The organism is Mycobacterium sp. 012931, assembly GCF_000419295.1.
Lineage (GTDB): Bacteria > Actinomycetota > Actinomycetes > Mycobacteriales > Mycobacteriaceae > Mycobacterium > Mycobacterium marinum.
In genome coordinates this window covers 629,357-645,289 of record NZ_AOPX01000001.1, presented here as the reverse complement: position 1 = coordinate 645,289, position 15,933 = coordinate 629,357, and the positions used below count along the sequence as shown (strand labels likewise).

General features: G+C 65.1%; 11 protein-coding genes and 1 pseudogene. 10 read left to right on the top strand and 2 right to left on the bottom strand.

Going from position 1 to position 15,933, the window contains the following annotated elements; genetic code table 11:
• Positions 1–17: 17 nt before the first annotated feature.
• The 6 genes and pseudogenes from MMSP_RS27875 (at position 18) to MMSP_RS02825 (ending at position 10,933) form a co-directional block, all read left to right on the top strand.
• Positions 18–860, top strand: coding sequence for an AMP-binding protein (locus MMSP_RS27875; protein ID WP_051153593.1), 843 nt, complete (start codon positions 18–20; stop codon positions 858–860).
• Positions 860–1,021: pseudogene (locus MMSP_RS29690) on the top strand (hypothetical protein); the annotation flags it as partial. The gene MMSP_RS27875 and the pseudogene MMSP_RS29690, both read left to right, overlap by 1 nt.
• 117 nt (positions 1,022–1,138) lie before the next feature.
• The gene (locus tag MMSP_RS27865; RefSeq protein ID WP_235065845.1) at positions 1,139–1,618 is read left to right on the top strand and encodes a hypothetical protein; all 480 of its coding nucleotides are present in this window, start codon (positions 1,139–1,141) and stop codon (positions 1,616–1,618) included.
• Between the two features lie 60 nt (positions 1,619–1,678).
• Positions 1,679–8,374 carry a type I polyketide synthase gene (locus MMSP_RS02835; protein ID WP_020785400.1) on the top strand — a complete coding sequence of 2,232 codons (6,696 nt, stop codon included), beginning with the start codon at positions 1,679–1,681 and terminating at the stop codon, positions 8,372–8,374.
• 390 nt (positions 8,375–8,764) lie between these two features.
• Positions 8,765–9,484 carry a hypothetical protein gene (locus tag MMSP_RS02830; RefSeq protein ID WP_020785399.1) on the top strand — a complete coding sequence of 240 codons (720 nt, stop codon included), beginning with the start codon at positions 8,765–8,767 and terminating at the stop codon, positions 9,482–9,484.
• A gap of 63 nt (positions 9,485–9,547) precedes the next feature.
• On the top strand, positions 9,548–10,933 hold the full coding sequence (locus MMSP_RS02825; protein ID WP_235065650.1) for a phenylacetate--CoA ligase family protein: 1,386 nt from the start codon (positions 9,548–9,550) through the stop codon (positions 10,931–10,933).
• Between the two features lie 104 nt (positions 10,934–11,037).
• Here the strand turns inward: MMSP_RS02825 and MMSP_RS02820 are convergent, their stop codons facing one another.
• On the bottom strand, positions 11,038–11,301 hold the full coding sequence (locus MMSP_RS02820) for a 2TM domain-containing protein (protein WP_020785397.1): 264 nt from the start codon (positions 11,299–11,301) through the stop codon (positions 11,038–11,040).
• A gap of 206 nt (positions 11,302–11,507) precedes the next feature.
• Positions 11,508–12,539, bottom strand: coding sequence for a fused (3R)-hydroxyacyl-ACP dehydratase subunits HadA/HadB (locus MMSP_RS02815; protein WP_036427045.1), 1,032 nt, complete (start codon positions 12,537–12,539; stop codon positions 11,508–11,510).
• Positions 12,540–12,799: 260 nt separating this feature from the next.
• Between MMSP_RS02815 and MMSP_RS02810 the strand changes: the two genes are divergently transcribed.
• From MMSP_RS02810 to MMSP_RS27860, 4 genes are all read left to right on the top strand, one after another.
• Positions 12,800–13,813, top strand: a complete 1,014-nt coding sequence (locus tag MMSP_RS02810) for a glycoside hydrolase family 6 protein (protein WP_232022709.1) — start codon at positions 12,800–12,802, stop codon at positions 13,811–13,813.
• 141 nt (positions 13,814–13,954) lie between these two features.
• On the top strand, positions 13,955–14,560 hold the full coding sequence (locus MMSP_RS02805; protein ID WP_015353950.1) for a TetR/AcrR family transcriptional regulator: 606 nt from the start codon (positions 13,955–13,957) through the stop codon (positions 14,558–14,560).
• A 123-nt stretch (positions 14,561–14,683) separates the two neighbouring features.
• Positions 14,684–15,562 carry a hypothetical protein gene (locus MMSP_RS02800; RefSeq protein WP_235065649.1) on the top strand — a complete coding sequence of 293 codons (879 nt, stop codon included), beginning with the start codon at positions 14,684–14,686 and terminating at the stop codon, positions 15,560–15,562.
• A 10-nt stretch (positions 15,563–15,572) separates the two neighbouring features.
• On the top strand, positions 15,573–15,779 hold the full coding sequence (locus MMSP_RS27860) for a hypothetical protein (protein ID WP_235065647.1): 207 nt from the start codon (positions 15,573–15,575) through the stop codon (positions 15,777–15,779).
• Positions 15,780–15,933: the final 154 nt, after the last annotated feature.

The window sequence follows — 15,933 nt, the reverse complement described above, 5'->3', positions numbered from 1 at the left end:
GGACAGGGTCATTCGGCATGCGAAATAACAATCTAGCGTGGCTGCTTGCCAACCAAGCATTGGCGTCAGAATGGGCGTCCTCGCCGGCATACTACGCGCCGAACATCGTGACCCACGCCCAAATCCATGAGGGTGCGGCGCGCCTCGGCAACGTATTTGGTTCCCGGGGTCTGTGCACTGGCGACCGTGTCCTGCTGTGCCTCCCGGACTCAACCGATTTGGTGCAGTTACTGCTGGCCTGTCTGGCTCGGGGGATTGTGGCGTTCATTGCGAATCCGGAGCTGCGCCCCGACGACCATGCATTCCAGGAGCAGGACACGCAGCCGGCACTTGTGGTGACCACTGATGCTCTGCGCGACAGGTTTGCGCGGTCCGGCATCGTGGATCCGGGGGAGCTGTGGGCGGAAGCCAACCAGGCCAAACCGGCGGTCTACGAGCCGTTGATCGGCGATGCCCTTGCCTACGGCACCTATACGTCCGGTACCACCGGCGCCCCCAAGGCGGCGCTGCATCGGCACGGCGACGTGTGGGCATTCATCGACGCCATGTGTCGCAATGCACTACGGCTCAGTCCCGACGACGTCGGGCTAAGCATCGCGCGCATGTATTTTGCCTATGGTCTAGGCAATTCGGTGTGGTTTCCACTGGCCACCGGCAGTTCTGCGGTGATCAGTCGTTCGCCGCTGGGCGCCGAGTCGGCGGCCAACCTCAGCGAGAGGTTCTCGCCATCGGTTCTGTATGGCGTGCCAACCTTTCTTGCGAGAGTTGCCGACACCTGCGCCGCCGATGCGTTCCGGTCGTTGCGCTGTGTGGTCTCTCCGCAGGCGAGGCACTTGAGCTCGGCCTGGCCCAGCGACTGATGAAGTTCTTTGGCGGTATCCCCCTCCTCGATGGAATAGGCTTCACCGAGGTTGGGCAAACGTTCATCTCGAGCACGGTCGATGAATGGCGCCTCGGGACTCTAGGAAAGGTTCTGCCCCCCTACGAGATACGTGTGGTGGCACCGGATGGCACCACCGCCGCACCCGGGGTTGAGGGAGACCTTTGGGTCCGCGGACCGTCGCTGACCGCCGGCTATTGGAATCGACCTACCGAGCCTCCGTCGATCAGCGATAGCTGGCTCGACACGCGGGACAGGGTGTGCGTCGACGCCCACGGATGGGTAACTTACCGGTGCCGCGCGGACGACATAGAAATCGTCGGCGGCATCAACATCAATCCGCGCGAGATTGAACAGCTCATTCTCGAAGACGACCTGGTGGCCGAGACGGCGGTCGTTTCCGTACGGGAAGCCACCGGCGAATCGTCGCTTCAAGCGTTTCTGGTGCCCGAAAGTGGCGCGTCGCTTGGTGAATCGGCGATCAAAGAACTTCATCGGCGGCTGCTTGGCAGCTTGTCGCCGCACAAGGTACCGCATCGATTCGAGATCGCAGAGCGGCTCCCCCGAACCGCGTCCGGCAAACTACAGCGCGGCCAACTCCGCACGCAGCCTGCGGCGCAGCCAGTTTGGGAGCGCCGGTCCACGGTGGGGACGTCCGACTCGGATGGGCAGCGCGATCCCCAAACGCAAACCAACTACAAGGTTGGCCCGAGAGTCGGCCCGGTAACACTTGACTAGCGCCTGGCATTTCTACAGCAAGAAGGTCACCGCCTGATCGCCGACACAGTCAGCGCAGAGGTGGCCCAGATCCTGGGGGACCCGGCCGCTGAGCGAATAGACCGCGACGTGGCCTTCGCCGAGCTGGGTTTTGACTCGCGCATGACGGTTGAGTTGCGTAATCGGTTGGCGGCGGTGACCGGGTTGCGGCTACCGGAGACGGTCGGGTGGGGCTATGGCTCGATTTCTCAGCTGGCAGCGCATTTGGAGACCGAGCTAGCTGGATCGGGTGGCCGGGGGAAGCCGGGTCCTTCGGTGGTTGGTGGGGCGCCGGTGGCGATTGTGGGTGTGGGGTGTCGGTATCCGGGTGGGGTGGAGTCGGCGGGGGGTTTGTGGGATGTGGTGGTGGGGGGTCGGGATGTGATTTCGGGGTTTCCGGTTGATCGGGGTTGGGATGTGGAGGGGGTTTTTGATCCGGATCCTGATGCGTTGGGTAAGACGTATTGCCGGTTGGGTGGGTTTTTGGATGGTGCTGATCGGTTTGATGCGGGGTTTTTTGGGATTGGGCCTAGTGAGGCGTTAGCGCTGGATCCCCAGCAGCGGTTGTTGTTGGAGTTTTCTTGGGAGGCGTTGGAGGACGCGGGGATTGATCCGGTGTCGTTGCGGGGTTCGGTGACTGGGGTGTTTACCGGGTTGATGAGTTCTGATTATGGGGCGGGGCGGGTGTCTGGGGATTTGGAGGGTTATGGGTTGACGTCGGCGGCGGCGAGTGTGGCTTCGGGGCGGGTTGCGTATTTGTTGGGGCTAGAAGGTCCGGCGGTGTCGGTGGATACGGCGTGTTCGTCGTCGTTGGTGGCGTTGCATTTGGCGGCGGCGTCGTTGCGGTCGGGGGAGTGTGATGTGGCGTTGGCGGGTGGGGTGACGGTGATGGCCACGCCGGCAACGTTTGTGGGGTTTTCTCGGCAGCGGGGATTGGCGGCTGATGGGAGGTGTAAGGCGTTCGCGGGGGCTGCGGATGGGACGGGGTTTTCTGAGGGTGCTGGGGTGGTGGTGCTGACGCGGTTGTCGGAGGCGCGGCGGCGGGGCCTTGCGGTGTTAGGGGTAATCGCGGGATCGGCGGTGAATCAGGATGGTGCTTCTAATGGGTTGACCGCACCCAATGGGCCTGCGCAGCAGCGGGTGATCGAGGCGGCGTTGGCTAACGCGGGGTTGACCGCTGCGGATGTGGATGTGGTGGAGGGCCACGGGACGGGCACCACGTTGGGTGATCCTATTGAGGCGCAGGCGCTGTTAGCGACTTACGGGCAGGCTCGCCCGGCCGATCGGCCGTTGTGGCTGGGTTCGATCAAGTCGAATAGGGGCCATACTCAGGCCGCGGCGGGAATCGCTGGGGTGATCAAGATGGTGCAGGCGATGCGCCATGAGCTGATGCCGGCGACGTTGCATATGGATGTGCCTTCCCCGCATGTGGATTGGTCCTCGGGGGCGGTGTCGTTGTTGACCCAGCCGCGGCCCTGGCCGGCGGTGGATGGCCGGCCGCGTCGGGCGGGGGTGTCGTCATTTGGGATCAGCGGCACCAATGCGCATGTGATCGTGGAACAGGTTTGCCCTGCGGTGGTGGCCGAAGCCGTTGATGTGTCCCCGGATTCGCTGCCGTGGGTGGTTTCGGGCAAGTCGGAGGCGGCGGTAGCCGCGCAGGCAAAGCGGCTACTTGCTGCCGTGCAAGCCGATGAAGGCCTCGATCGGCTCGATGTGGGCTTCAGCTTGGCACGGCGCACGGCGTTTGAGTATCGGGCCGTGGTCCTGGGCGAGGACCGTCAGCAACTGATATCGGGATTGACCGAACTGGCCGCCGGGCAGCCCGGCCCAACAGTACTCAACGGCCGAGCCGCCACGGTAGGCAAGACCGTCATGGTATTTCCCGGCCAAGGCTCGCAATGGCCGGGAATGGGCCGCGAATTGTTAGCGGCATCGCCGGTGTTCGCGGAGCACATGCGCTTGTGCGCAGAGGCGTTGGGCGAGTTCGTGGATTGGTCGTTGCTCGATGGGGTCAACGGCGTCGCGGGGGCGCCGACGCTGGATCGGGTAGATGTGGTGCAGCCCGTCTTGTGGGCGATGATGGTGTCCTTGGCCCAGTTATGGCGCTCGATGGGCATGGTCCCCGACGCGGTGATTGGGCACTCGCAGGGTGAGATTGCTGCGGCGTGTGTGGCCGGGGCTTTGTCGCTGCGGGATGGCGCGGCTGTGGTGGCCTTGCGTAGTCGGGCGTTGGTAGATCTGGCTGGCACCGGCGGCATGGTGGCTATCGCATGCGGTGTCGAGCGGGTGCGCGAGTTGCTGGCCGACTACGGAGATCGGCTGAGCTTGGTTGCGGTTAATGGTGTTGCGGCGGTGGTGGTTTCCGGCGAAGCCGAAGCTTTGCACGGATTGACGGGGCGTTGTGAGGCCGAGGGCATGAGGGCGCGCCGTGTCGAGGTGGACTATGCGTCGCATTCCGCGCAAGTGGAGTCGATCGGTTCTAGCCTGGTGGAAGCCCTGGCCGGGGTGCGGCCGCGTTCGTCAGACATCGAATTTGTCTCGACGGTGACCGGTGCGTCGGTGGATGGCGCTTCGTTGGACGCCGACTACTGGTATCGCAACATTCGGCAGACGGTGCGCTTCGATCGAGCGGTGCGTTACTGCCACGAGCAAGGGTGCCGGACCTTCGTTGAGGCCAGTCCCCATCCGGTGTTGCTGGGCGGTATCGAAGAATCGCTGGCCGAGGGGATCGGGCGGCCCGATTCCGCTGGGGTGATCGTGATTCCGACATTGGGCCGCAATGAAGGCGGCGTAGAGCGGTTTTGGATGTCGCTGAGCCAGGCCTGGGTGGCCGGGGTGGGGGTGGATTGGTCGGCGGTGTTTGCGGGCTCGGGTGGTCGGCAGGTGGGGTTGCCGACGTATGCGTTCGCGCGGCGGCGGTTTTGGCTGGACGGCTCGTCCAGCGCTGCCGATGTGGGCGAGGCGGGGCTGGTAGCGGCTGGGCATGCGTTGTTGGGTGCGGTCGTTGAGCAGCCCGATACCGGTGCCGTGGTGCTGACCGGACGGTTGTCGTTGGCGCGTCAGCCATGGCTGGCCGATCACCTGGTCGGCGGCGCGGTGCTGTTCCCCGGCACCGGATTCGTGGAACTGGCCATTCGTGCCGGTGATGAAGTCGGATGTGGTGTGGTCGAGGAGTTGACGCTGGCGACGCCGTTGGTACTCAATGCCGGCACCGCGGTACAGGTGCAGGTGGTGGTGGGTAGTGCCGGGCAGTCGGGGCAGCGGTTGGTGTCGATGTACTCCCGCGCGGACCAACCCGATCAGCATTGGGTGTTGCATGCGCAAGGCAGTGTGGCACCCGCAGCGGTGCAGCCGGCCCCGGCCGCCTCGGCGGAGCTGTCGACCCGGCCCCCGGCCGGTGCAGAGGCGGTCGATATCGGTGGCCTCTATGAACGGCTGGCGCGACGCGGCTATGGGTATGGCCCCGCCTTTCAGGGACTGCGCGCGGTCTGGCGGCGCGGCCGCGACGTCTTCGCCGAAGTCGGCCTGCCCAACGACGAGGGCCTGGACCTGACCGACGTCGGGATCCACCCAGCACTGCTGGATGCGGCATTGCACGCATGGCTGTGTGTGGGTGGCTTCGGTGGCGACGGCGAGGCGACGGTGCTGCCATTTTCCTGGCAGCACTTGTCATTGCACGGCTCGGGCGCTTCGCGGCTGCGAGTTCGCATCGCGCCGGCTGGACCGAGCGCGGTATCGGTGGAGTTGGCCGATGGTGCGGGTCTTCCGGTCCTATCGGTGGGTTCGCTAACTACCCGCCCGGTTGGCGCCGCGCAGCTACGGGCCGCGATGTCAGCGGGAGGCGATGGCACCGGCCGGGAGCTGTTGGATGTGGTGTGGACGCCGATCACGTTCGAGCGCGACAGCGTTCAGCGCGAAGGCGAACGCCGGGTGGTCTCCTGGGATGACTTCCTTGCCGGGCGTTGTGCGGCTGCGCGGGACCTTGACCGGGACGTTGCGGTTGTGTGGCAGTGGGAGTCCGGCGGCGCTGAGTCGGTGGTGAACACGGTGTATGCGGCCACCCACCGAGTCCTAGAGGTACTGCAGCGCTGGTTGGCTGACGACCTGCCCGCCGTGTTGGTGGTGTGTACGCGGGGGGCGATGGGGCTCGCCGGCGAAGCCAACACTGACCTGGCCGGGGCCGCGGTGTGGGGGTTGGTGCGGTCGGCCCAGACCGAACACCCGGGTCGCATTGTGCTGATCGACACCGACACATCGATGGCCCTGCCCACAGTCATCGGCGTAGGGGAACCGCAGTTGGTGGTGCGCGCGGGTGATGTGTACGCCACCCGGCTTGCCCGAGGCAGGGCGGCGCTGCGCACACCGGACGCGGGCCAAGGGTGGCAGCTGGCCGCCACCGGCGGGGGCACCTTTGATGACGTCGTGTTGGAGCCGTGCCCGCGGTCGGATGAACCACTGGCGGTGGGCCAGGTGCGGGTCGCATTGGCTGCGCTTGGGGTCAACTTCCGGGACGTGCTGGTGGTGTTGGGGCTGTATCCCGGCAATAAGCCCACCCTCGGCGGCGAGGGCGCCGGGGTGGTGGTCGAGGTCGGCCCGGGAGTCAGCGGGCTGGAACCCGGTGATCGCGTCCTGGGACTGATGAGCGGCCGTTCGGAGTGTGTGGTTGATCAGCGGCTGTTGGTTCCGATACCGGCAGGGTGGTCGTTTGCTGAGGCGGCCAGCGTGCCGATCGTGTTCCTGACGGCCTTTTACGGGTTGTCGGATCTGGCGGGGCTTCGTCGTGGAGAGTCGGTGTTGGTCCATGCGGCCACCGGCGGGGTGGGCATGGCAGCGATTCAACTGGCGCGGCTATGGGGGGCGCGGGTCTTTGTGACTGCCAGCCGCGGCAAGTGGGACACATTGCGCGCAATGGGTTTTGACGATGATCAAATCGCGGACTCCCGCACGTTGGAGTTTGAGGAGAAGTTCTCGGCGGCTACCGGCGGCCGTGGAATCGATGTTGTGCTGAACGCGCTTGCGGGAGAGTTCACCGATGCCTCGCTGCGGTTGCTGGCCGACGGGGGGCGCTTCATCGAGATGGGTAAGACCGATATCCGTGACGGCCAGGAGGTTGCTCAAGAACATCCTGGCGTCAGCTATCGGGCATTCGACCTGGCTAACGAGGTTGCGCCGCAACGCCTTGGGCAGATGCTGGCCGAATTGATGACGCTGTTTGCGGCCGGGAAGCTGCATCGGCTGCCGGTCAAGAGCTGGGATGTGCGGTGCGCTCCGCAGGCCTATCAGTTCGTCAGTCAGGCCCGTCATATCGGCAAAGTGGTCCTCTCCACACCAACGGAACTGCGCGATGCGCTGGCGGCAGGCACGGTATTGATCACTGGCGGCACCGGGCTGGTCGGCTCGGTGTTGGCTCGCCATTTGGTCAGTGCCTACGGCGTGCGGAATCTGGTGCTGGTCAGCCGCATGGGCGAACAGGGCGCGGGTGTGGCCGAGCTGGTGGATGAGCTCTCCGAAGCTGGCGCCCGTGTGCTGGTGGCCGCTTGCGACGTGGCCGATCAGAGTGCGGTGGAGAAATTGATAGTCGGCTGGGGCCGGGAGTATCCGGCGCTAACTGGGGTCATTCATGCGGCCGGGGTGCTCGATGATGCGGTAATCACCTCGATGACACCGGATCAAGTCGATTCGGTGCTGCGGGCCAAGGTCGACGGGGCGTGGAATCTACACCACGCGACTCGTGGTCTAGGGCTGTCGATGTTCGTGTTGTGCTCCTCGATTGCGGGCGTGGTTGGGGCTCCCGGTCAGGGGAACTACGCCGCGGCCAACGCGTTTTTGGATGCGCTCGTCACAGACCGGCGCGCACACGGCTTGGCGGGCGTGTCGTTGGGGTGGGGGTTATGGGAGCAGGCGAGCGGCATGACCAAACATCTGCGCGGCAGCGATGTGAGTCGGCTCAGTCGCGGCGGGTTCGCGGCGATATCCGCCCAGCAGGCGCTCGATCTATTCGACGCCGCGCTGATTGTGGATCAACCCACGGTACTGGCCGCCCGTCTCGATCGCAGAGCGTTGGAAAACCCGGCGCTCAATGCCGACTTGCCGACCCTGTTTAGCGACTTGATTACTCGGCCCATGCGGCGCAACGTCGATAACGACTGCACGCCAACGGAATTGGCGCTCGTCAACCGCTTGAACATGATGGCCCAGGATGAGCAGCACGACCTGCTGACCGAAGTTGTGTGTGCCCAAGCGGTGATGGTGCTGGGCCGGCTCAACGCCGCCGACATCGACCCAAACGCTACCTTCAGCGACCTCGGGTTCGACTCGCTGACAGCTATCGAGCTTCGCAACAGGCTCAAAACCGTTACCGGGCTGACTTTGCCGCCCACTTTGATCTTCGATCACCGAGCCCCGAGCGCGCTCGCCCAACACCTCGGCCAACAGTTGTGCGCCACCCATCAGCACGAATCTCACAACGCCATGGCGCCCGCCGATTCTGAGGACGAAAAGCTGCGGTCCGTGCTCAATACGATCTCGGTTGCCGATCTGCGAGATGCCGGCCTGCTGGACAAACTGCTACGCCTGCGGAAAGACCCCGATCCAAATCTCCGGGTGGACCGGGTGGACAACGTAGGAACCAAGCAGCAGGAACTCGAAGGCATGATCAACTCACTAAGCCCCGAAGAATTGGTAGCGATGGCGCTCGCCGAGCCCTCCGGCGGCAATCGCATGGATAGTGGCGGTTAGCCCGCGGGCCCGATGCGATGCAACAACTGGGTCCGAAGTGCGCTCGCGGTCAGCTGTCGCAGCCGGATAGGGCGTGGCTCGATGCGGCGCGTTCGTCAAGGTGCCAGCCGAGCACCGACCGGCCTAGCGCGCTCAAACTCAGCGGGTCACAGTTGTCAGCCACCGGCGCTTGGGCAATAGGCCAGTCGACCCAAATATTTCTCCCGCCACGTTTCCAAGTTTTCGCTGTGGTCAACGTCATCGGGGTGCAACCCCGGCTTGAAATACATGTTTGCGTTGGGGGCGTTGCCTTCAAAAGAAAGGGATACGGGGCAGCATGATCGTGCGGCGCAGCGTTTTGATGGGATGGAGCCAGGCCCACGAAGCGCCGCCGAGCCACACACTTGCCGCGTGAACATCAGCAAGGCCATCGTCGGCGTAGCGACAGCACCTATCCGGGCCGGCGTCGCGGTGGCCGACGCAGGACTCAGCGTTGCGACCGTCGCGCTCGGGGCTGTGAAGCAATCCTTGGGTGAGGAAAGCCCGAAGACGGTAGACCCGATCACCGACCTATTTCCGCTGCGCGGCGCAATCGTGGGTGCCAACCGGGTTGCCGAGTTGACCGAAAACGACAGGGCGATGGGGCGCGCTCTGGTCCGGGGCGGGGCGGCGGACAAGCTGATGCGTCCGGGTGGGATTGTTGACCTGTTGACCGCACCCGGGGGTTTACTCGATCGGGTATCCGCTGCAGACAGTTCCTCGCTAGAGCGGATCCTGGCGCCCGGGGGGCTCGCTGATCGGCTGCTCGCTGAGGACGGGCCGCTGGAGCGGATGTTCGCCGCGGACGGCATTATCGAGCGGATGTTCGCCGAGGACGGCGTCATCGACAAGCTGCTGGTCAAAAACGGGCCGCTCGAGCAATTCACCGAAGCCGCCGAAATCCTGAGCCAGCTCGCGCCCGCCGTGGACAAGTTGACGCCCACCACCGACACCCTCGAGTCCGCTGTCGTCACCCTCAACAAGATGGTCAACTCGCTCAGCGGCATCACCGATCGCATTCCGCGGCGGCGGTCGACGCGGCCGGCGGTGCGCGCCAAGCGCACCACGGACCAAGCTGGCGTCGATGAGTGAGTCGACCGGCGCACCGGCACACCCCCGCTAAGCCATGGTGTCCGCCTGGCGAGCCCGTAGGTGATGGCGGTGGGGGAGTGCACCACGCTGATTGCCTGGGAGGCCTGGCGTTTCCGGCGCGGTGACGGCGCGGCGATCTCGCGGCGTCAACGGGCCCGTTTGCAGACGCTGGTTCGGCATGCGCGAACGGCGTCCCCGTACTATCGCCGCCTGTACCGGGACATTCCTTCGGGGCAGGTCCCGCTGGCGTCACTGCCCGTCGTGTCCAAGCGCGACCTCATGGCGCATTTCGACGACTGGGTGACCGACCCGGACATCACCATCGAGTCCCTGCGGCGCGACTTCTTGTCCGACCACTCGCTGCTGGGGGCCCGCTATCTGGGCCGTTACCACGTCGCGACTACATCGGGAACGAGCGGAGAGCCGGCCATCCTGATTCACGATGACGCGTCGTGGGCGGTGTTCCAGTTCGTGGGCCGCCGGGGCGAATCGCGGTTCATCGCTCGACGAGAGCTGCTGTCGGGGGTGCTGCGGCGCGGTCTGCGTGCGGCGGCGCTGTTCGTCGCCGACGGGCACATCGGTGCCTCGGCCGCGTTGGCCGCTGCGCGACGCCGCAGCGCCTTTCTGGCCAGCCGCGCACGGGTCTTCTCGGTGCTGCGACCGGTGCCGGATCTGGTGCGGGAAATCAACGAGTTTCAGCCAACGATCGTGGAGGGCTACCCGAGCGCGTTGGCGCTGCTGGCCGGCGAACAACGCGCTGGCCGGCTAGCGATTGAGCCCCTGCTGGCGATCACCGCAGGCGAACAGCTGACGCCCGCGCTGCGCGCCGACATCGAGTCGGCGTTCGGCTGCCCGATCCAAAACCGTTATGCCTCAGCCGAATTCCCCGGCTTGTCGATGGAATGTCGGTACGGGTCATTGCATGTCAACACCGACTGGTATCTATTCGAGCCGGTCGATGAGAACTACCAACCCGTGGCAGCGGGGGCTGTCTCCCACACCGTTTTGGTCACCAACCTGGCCAATCGGGTGCAGCCGCGCATCCGCTATGACCTGGGTGACCGGGTGAAACTGACCGGCACCCCGTGCGCGTGCGGCAATCGGCTGCCGGCCATCACGGTAGAAGGGCGCGCCGCCGATCTGCTCTTATTCGAGGCGCCCGATGGGACCGCGATCACGGTGTTGCCGCTGGCCCTGGTGACCGTAATCGAAGAAACCCCGGGTGTGCACCGGTGCCAGGCCATCCGCACCGGTCCACGGGCCCTGACGGTGCGGCTGGAGATGTCACCCGACACGGACCCGGGCCAGGTGTGGCGTGCGGTCGACGAGCGGTTGCACGCGTATTTCGCCGCGCAGCAAACCGCACCCGTTGCGGTGGAACACGCGGTCGAACCGCCCGCCGTCGACCCGCGCAGCGGCAAGTTCCGCCAGGTATGGTCAGCGCACTGATCGTCACCACCATCGCGAGTTCTTTTCGAATGCAACATGTTTGCGGTCATGCCCGGCAGGTGAAGGCAACGGCGACGCTGGGTCAACAGGGCTACGCCGCTTCGTCACGACAGATGGCCCCGGTCGATTTCCCGCTGAATCTGCTCTTCGGTTATCGGTCGCATGCGCAGGAAAACGCCGAGGCCATGAAAGACGAGGCCGATCCCCCAGCCCAGCGCGGGCCATATCGGCCAGAAGTACCCGCCGGAGGTAAAAAACCAGATCGCGATCAGCGCCGCGTTGCCGAGGATGTAAGCGCCCAGGTGCCACCAGAAACTGCGCTTCGCATGGATGCGGGCTAGCGCCTGGCGTCGCTGTTCATCGGTCATATCGCCTCGTTCGAGCCGGCAATCTCCAATGTCCTCGAGCATACGGGCAGGCTCGACGGAAACGTAGTGCCTTGCTCGAGGTCGGGGCCCCTTTGCCGGCAGTGACGTAGCCGGTGCGCGCACCGGCTGGTCGGCTGTGGCCCGAAAACGCTTGCCCGGGTGAGTGGTCCAGATGCCCTACCGCGTGGGGTCCACCGCGGCCGCGGTCAGCTGAAGCGAGCGTTCAGAGTCGCGAGGCCGAAGATCTTGCGGCCACCGGACTTTGCGGCGACGATGACGACGCCGGTGCGGGTCGCCGGGTCCAGCGACTTGATCCGGCCGCTGTATTCGATGTCCGCGCCTTCGGCGGCGGACACGATGGCGGGCTGGGACAGCCGCACCGCATAGCGGGTAACCGCGCCCGGGTCCCCCGACCATGCGGAGAGGAATCCGGCACCCAAACCCATGGTCAGCATCCCGTGGGCGATCACATCGGGCAGCCCCGCCAGCTTGGCGATGTTTTCGTCCCAGTGAATCGGGTTGGCGTCGCCGGCGACGCCAGAGTAGTTGACCAGGTCGCCGCGGGACAGTCGCGCGTGGCGGACCGGCAGCTCGTCGCCCACCTGCACGTCATCGAAGGACGGCGTACCCGGCGTCCGGGTCGTGCCACCGTCGGCGATGCGAATCTCGCCCTCGGGGCGCACCGTCTTCTGATACGCGGCATCGGCTGCGGCGATCTCGAGGATGTTCACGTCGTGCATGATCGTGTTCTGCACGGCCGACTTGATCGCCGGATCGACATCCTCGGCGGTGATGCCGACGACGGTGGTGTGCAAGGTGTGCACCCGTTCGCCGGCGGTGTCGGTGAAGGTGTTGGTCACGGTGATGAGGTCTCGGCCGGCAATCCTGCGTACCGAGGACAGTTCGACATCCACGTGCAGTTCGTCATCGGCCACGATCGGGCGGTGCTGCTCGAAGACTTCTTCGGTCTGCATGTAGGTGTCGTAGCCGACGACCACCGACTCGAACAGGTAGCGATTGGCGGCCATGGCCGGTATCGACGTGAAGGTCAGCGGCGTCACCAGACCGGAGTAGCCCAGCTTTTCGGCGGCGGCCATATCCCAGTGCGCAGGGTGGTAGTCCTGCACGGCGCGGGCATATTCGCGCACTTTCTCGCGGCCGACCCGGTAGGTTTCGTCCAGCCGGTAGTAGTGGCCGACCCGCGATTCCATCGCCGACGCTTCTGCTGCTGCGGTCATGAATTTGCTCAACTTTTCTATCGGCTTGTTCGGTGTGGCCGACCAGAGCACAGTAACGCACCAAAGCCGCGTTAATAGACACCGATGGCGTTTGCCTGGCTGCTGTGGCCGACGGCGGGGGTGTGCCGATGACCGGCCTGATCAGCCCGCCACGCCGTCCATGTGGTCCACCCCGGCGGCGCCATCGAGAATTTCTGTTCCGTCCGCGCTGCGGTCCCTAATTGGCGTTTGTCGAATTGTGGCACTATTTTGCTGGGGTGATGTCCTCAGCTTTTGGCGCACTCGCTCGCCGGATCGCCCCCTTCCTGGCCGTTTCGGCCGCCGCATACCTGGCGTTTTTTGCCGCCCCGGCGCCGGTCGTTCCGGCCCCGCCGATGACCCTGGTCGACGGGGCAAACCCGCTGGCCGGGCAGCCTTTCTACGTCGATCCCGGCTCGGCCGCAATGGTCGCGGCGCGCAACGCCAACCCGCCGAGTCCTGAGCTGAACGCCATCGCCAACACCCCACAGTCCTACTGGCTCGACCAAGCGTTCCCGGCCTCCACCGTCGGCGGCACGGTTGCCAGGCAGACCGGTGCCGCGCAGGCCGCCGGCGCCATGCCGATTCTGACGCTCTACGGAATCCCGCATCGTGACTGCGGAAGCTACGCATCGGGTGGGTTCGCGACGGGTGCCGACTACCGCGCATGGATCGACGCCATCTCGTCGGGCCTGGGCTCGGCGCCCGCGGCGATCATCGTCGAACCCGATGCGCTGGCCATGGCCGACTGCCTTTCGGCCGACCAGCGCCAGGAACGCTTCGACTTGGTGCGCTACGCCGTCAACACGCTGACCCGTGATCCGGCCGCTGCCGTCTACGTCGATGGCGGGCATTCGCGCTGGGTGAGCGCCGAGGAGATGGCTGCCCGGCTCAACCAGGTCGATGTGGGCCACGCGCGGGGTTTCAGCCTCAACATCTCGAACTTCTACACCACCGATGAGGAAATCGGCTACGGCGAGGCGATATCGGGGATGACGAACGGTTCGCACTACGTGATCGACACGGGCCGAAATGGTGTCGGCCCGGCCCCGGAGTCCCCGCTCAACTGGTGCAACCCTGACGGCCGCGCCCTGGGCGTGGCGCCTACCACCGCCACCGCCGGCGCGCATGCCGACGCGTACTTGTGGATCAAGCGTCCGGGTGAGTCCGACGGGTCATGCGACCGCGGTGAGCCTCAGGCGGGTCACTTCGTCAGCCAGTACGCCATCGACCTGGCCCACAACGCGGGCCAGTAGCGGTCTCACGTACCGGCCCATGCCGGGCCGGCCGGTCCCGTTGCCGCCTGGCTCTACCATGTGGTAGGTCTATCTTTCCGGATTAGGTCTACCAAATGGTATGGCTATTCCTCTGTGAGGGCGGGATAGGGGGCGAGTGCGATGATCTCCACCAGCGGGACCGAGCGGCGTGCCGACGGCCGTCAGCTGCGCTATCAGCACCGGCGCGGCGAAATCTTCGACGCGGTCATGGCCCATGTGCTCGAACACGGGATTACCGGTCTGTCGTTTCGCACGCTGGCCGCCGCGGTCGGCGTATCGCATGTGACGCTGCGCCACCACTTCGGCACCAAGGACCAGCTGCTGGTCGAAATTCTTGGCGCGATCGGCACTCGGATCGTGATTCCGGAGCAGCTCGGCGCCGATGATGTCGAGGCGCTGTGGCGGCGTTGGAACGAGCCGGGAGCGCAGCGGCGGTCTCAACTGCTTTTCGAGGCCTACGCGCAGGCAGTGCGCCACCCAGACGAGTACCGCGGGTTCCTCGACCGCATCGTCACGGACTGGATCGAAACGATCCGTCAGCACGCTGTGCAGGCCGGATGCCCCAGTGAAGAGGCCGAGAATTTCGCCACGCTGCTCATCGCCCAGTTGCGCGGCCTGCAATTCGACCTGCTTGCCAGCAATGACCGGGCCCGTGTGGCCGCGGCACTAGGCACCGTTGTCGATGGCGTCCGCGCCAAACGCGCCGAATGGGACGCAAGTCGCTAATGGTGCGGTGAGACCGGAGGCTGGCGAATTTATGGAGTTCGGCGAAACGTGACGAGTCCGCAGCCTGAGTAGTACCGTGACGCGTCAGTCCTTCTTCACTATCCGGGAGTGGGCATGCCGAATATGGATATTCTATTTCAGCCGCTGCGAAATTCGTTGTACACGTCCCTAGAGCTGATGAGCGGCTTCGATCCGGAACGGCCACTCAGCGCCGCCGAAACGTTGGACTTTCAGACCTATCGTTACTTCACCGCCAATGGCGGCGCGTGCCCGAATGACCCCTACGCCGGGATGATGCAGGCATTGCACGATCACTCGATCATGCGCGCAATATCGAAGTTCTTCACCAGCGTCGAGGTGCCCACGGTGGCGATCATGGGCGGTCACGACGTGCCGCGTAGCGCCGCAAGATACCTAGATGTCGTGCACGTTGCGCGGACCCTGACCCAAGGTGGATGCCTGGTCGCCAGTGGCGGTGGACCCGGCACGATGGAAGCCACCCACCTAGGTGCGCTGCTGGCGACCGCCTCGGATCAGGACGTGGCAGATGCGGTGCAGCACTTGAGGTCGTGGCCGACGTTGCCCGACACCACGTCGGTGGTCTCGCAGACCGGTGAGGTCGACACCGCGATCGTGCGCCAGTTGCACAGTTGGGCCAAGCCCGCCTTCGAGATTGCCCAGACATTCACCGATGCCGGAGGGCGCAGTCTGGCCGTTCCCACCTGGCACTACGGCTGCGAACCGCTGACACCGCTGGCGACCCATGTGGCGAAGTATTTCCAGAACAGCCTCCGCGAAGACATGCTGCTCTCGCTGGCCGCCAACGGGATCATATATACCCAGGGCCTGCATATATACCCCCGGCGCATCGGGAACACTGCAGGAGGTTTTCCAGAACGCCGCCCAAAACTATTACCCGAGATCCGGCCAGGAATTTTCTCCGATGATCTTCTACGGCAGGGAATTCTGGACCGAAAAACTACCGGTGCTGCCGGTTCTTGAAGGCCTATTCGTGGGTAATGCGAAGCTGACGCCCGAGGAATTCGGCCGGTTGATTCGGGTGGTCGATACCGCCGAGGAGGCGGTCAACGCCCTGCTGGAGCATCGCCCGTCGACCACCAAGATGATCCATCGGATGCAAGCCGAGGGATTTGGGCCGATCCTGGCGGCCGCCGCCGGATCCGCTGAGGCGGCCACGAGTGTGCTGGGGGCGCGCTAGGTTCTTGGCGCCAGTGCCCGCGCTCAACTAGTCGGGCGGGGTAACGGTTCGAGCACGTTTCGGTCGTGACGCGACAGGTCGTTCGGTGCCCTGGTGGTGCTGCTTGAACAATGCGGGCATGAGGCAATTGGCCGGCCCGCACGCGGCGGGGGCC

What these genes read in the sequence shown, in the direction of transcription:
- MMSP_RS27875 (WP_051153593.1), top strand. Translation starts at nt 18, where the DNA reads ATGCGAAATAACAATCTAGCGTGGCTGCTTGCCAACCAAGCATTGGCG.
- MMSP_RS02825 (WP_235065650.1), top strand. Translation starts at nt 9,548, where the DNA reads ATGGCGGTGGGGGAGTGCACCACGCTGATTGCCTGGGAGGCCTGGCGT.
- MMSP_RS02820 (WP_020785397.1), bottom strand. Translation starts at nt 11,301, where the DNA reads ATGACCGATGAACAGCGACGCCAGGCGCTAGCCCGCATCCATGCGAAG.
- MMSP_RS02800 (WP_235065649.1), top strand. Translation starts at nt 14,684, where the DNA reads ATGGATATTCTATTTCAGCCGCTGCGAAATTCGTTGTACACGTCCCTA.
- MMSP_RS02815 (WP_036427045.1), bottom strand. Translation starts at nt 12,539, where the DNA reads ATGACCGCAGCAGCAGAAGCGTCGGCGATGGAATCGCGGGTCGGCCAC.
- MMSP_RS02805 (WP_015353950.1), top strand. Translation starts at nt 13,955, where the DNA reads ATGATCTCCACCAGCGGGACCGAGCGGCGTGCCGACGGCCGTCAGCTG.
- MMSP_RS02810 (WP_232022709.1), top strand. Translation starts at nt 12,800, where the DNA reads ATGTCCTCAGCTTTTGGCGCACTCGCTCGCCGGATCGCCCCCTTCCTG.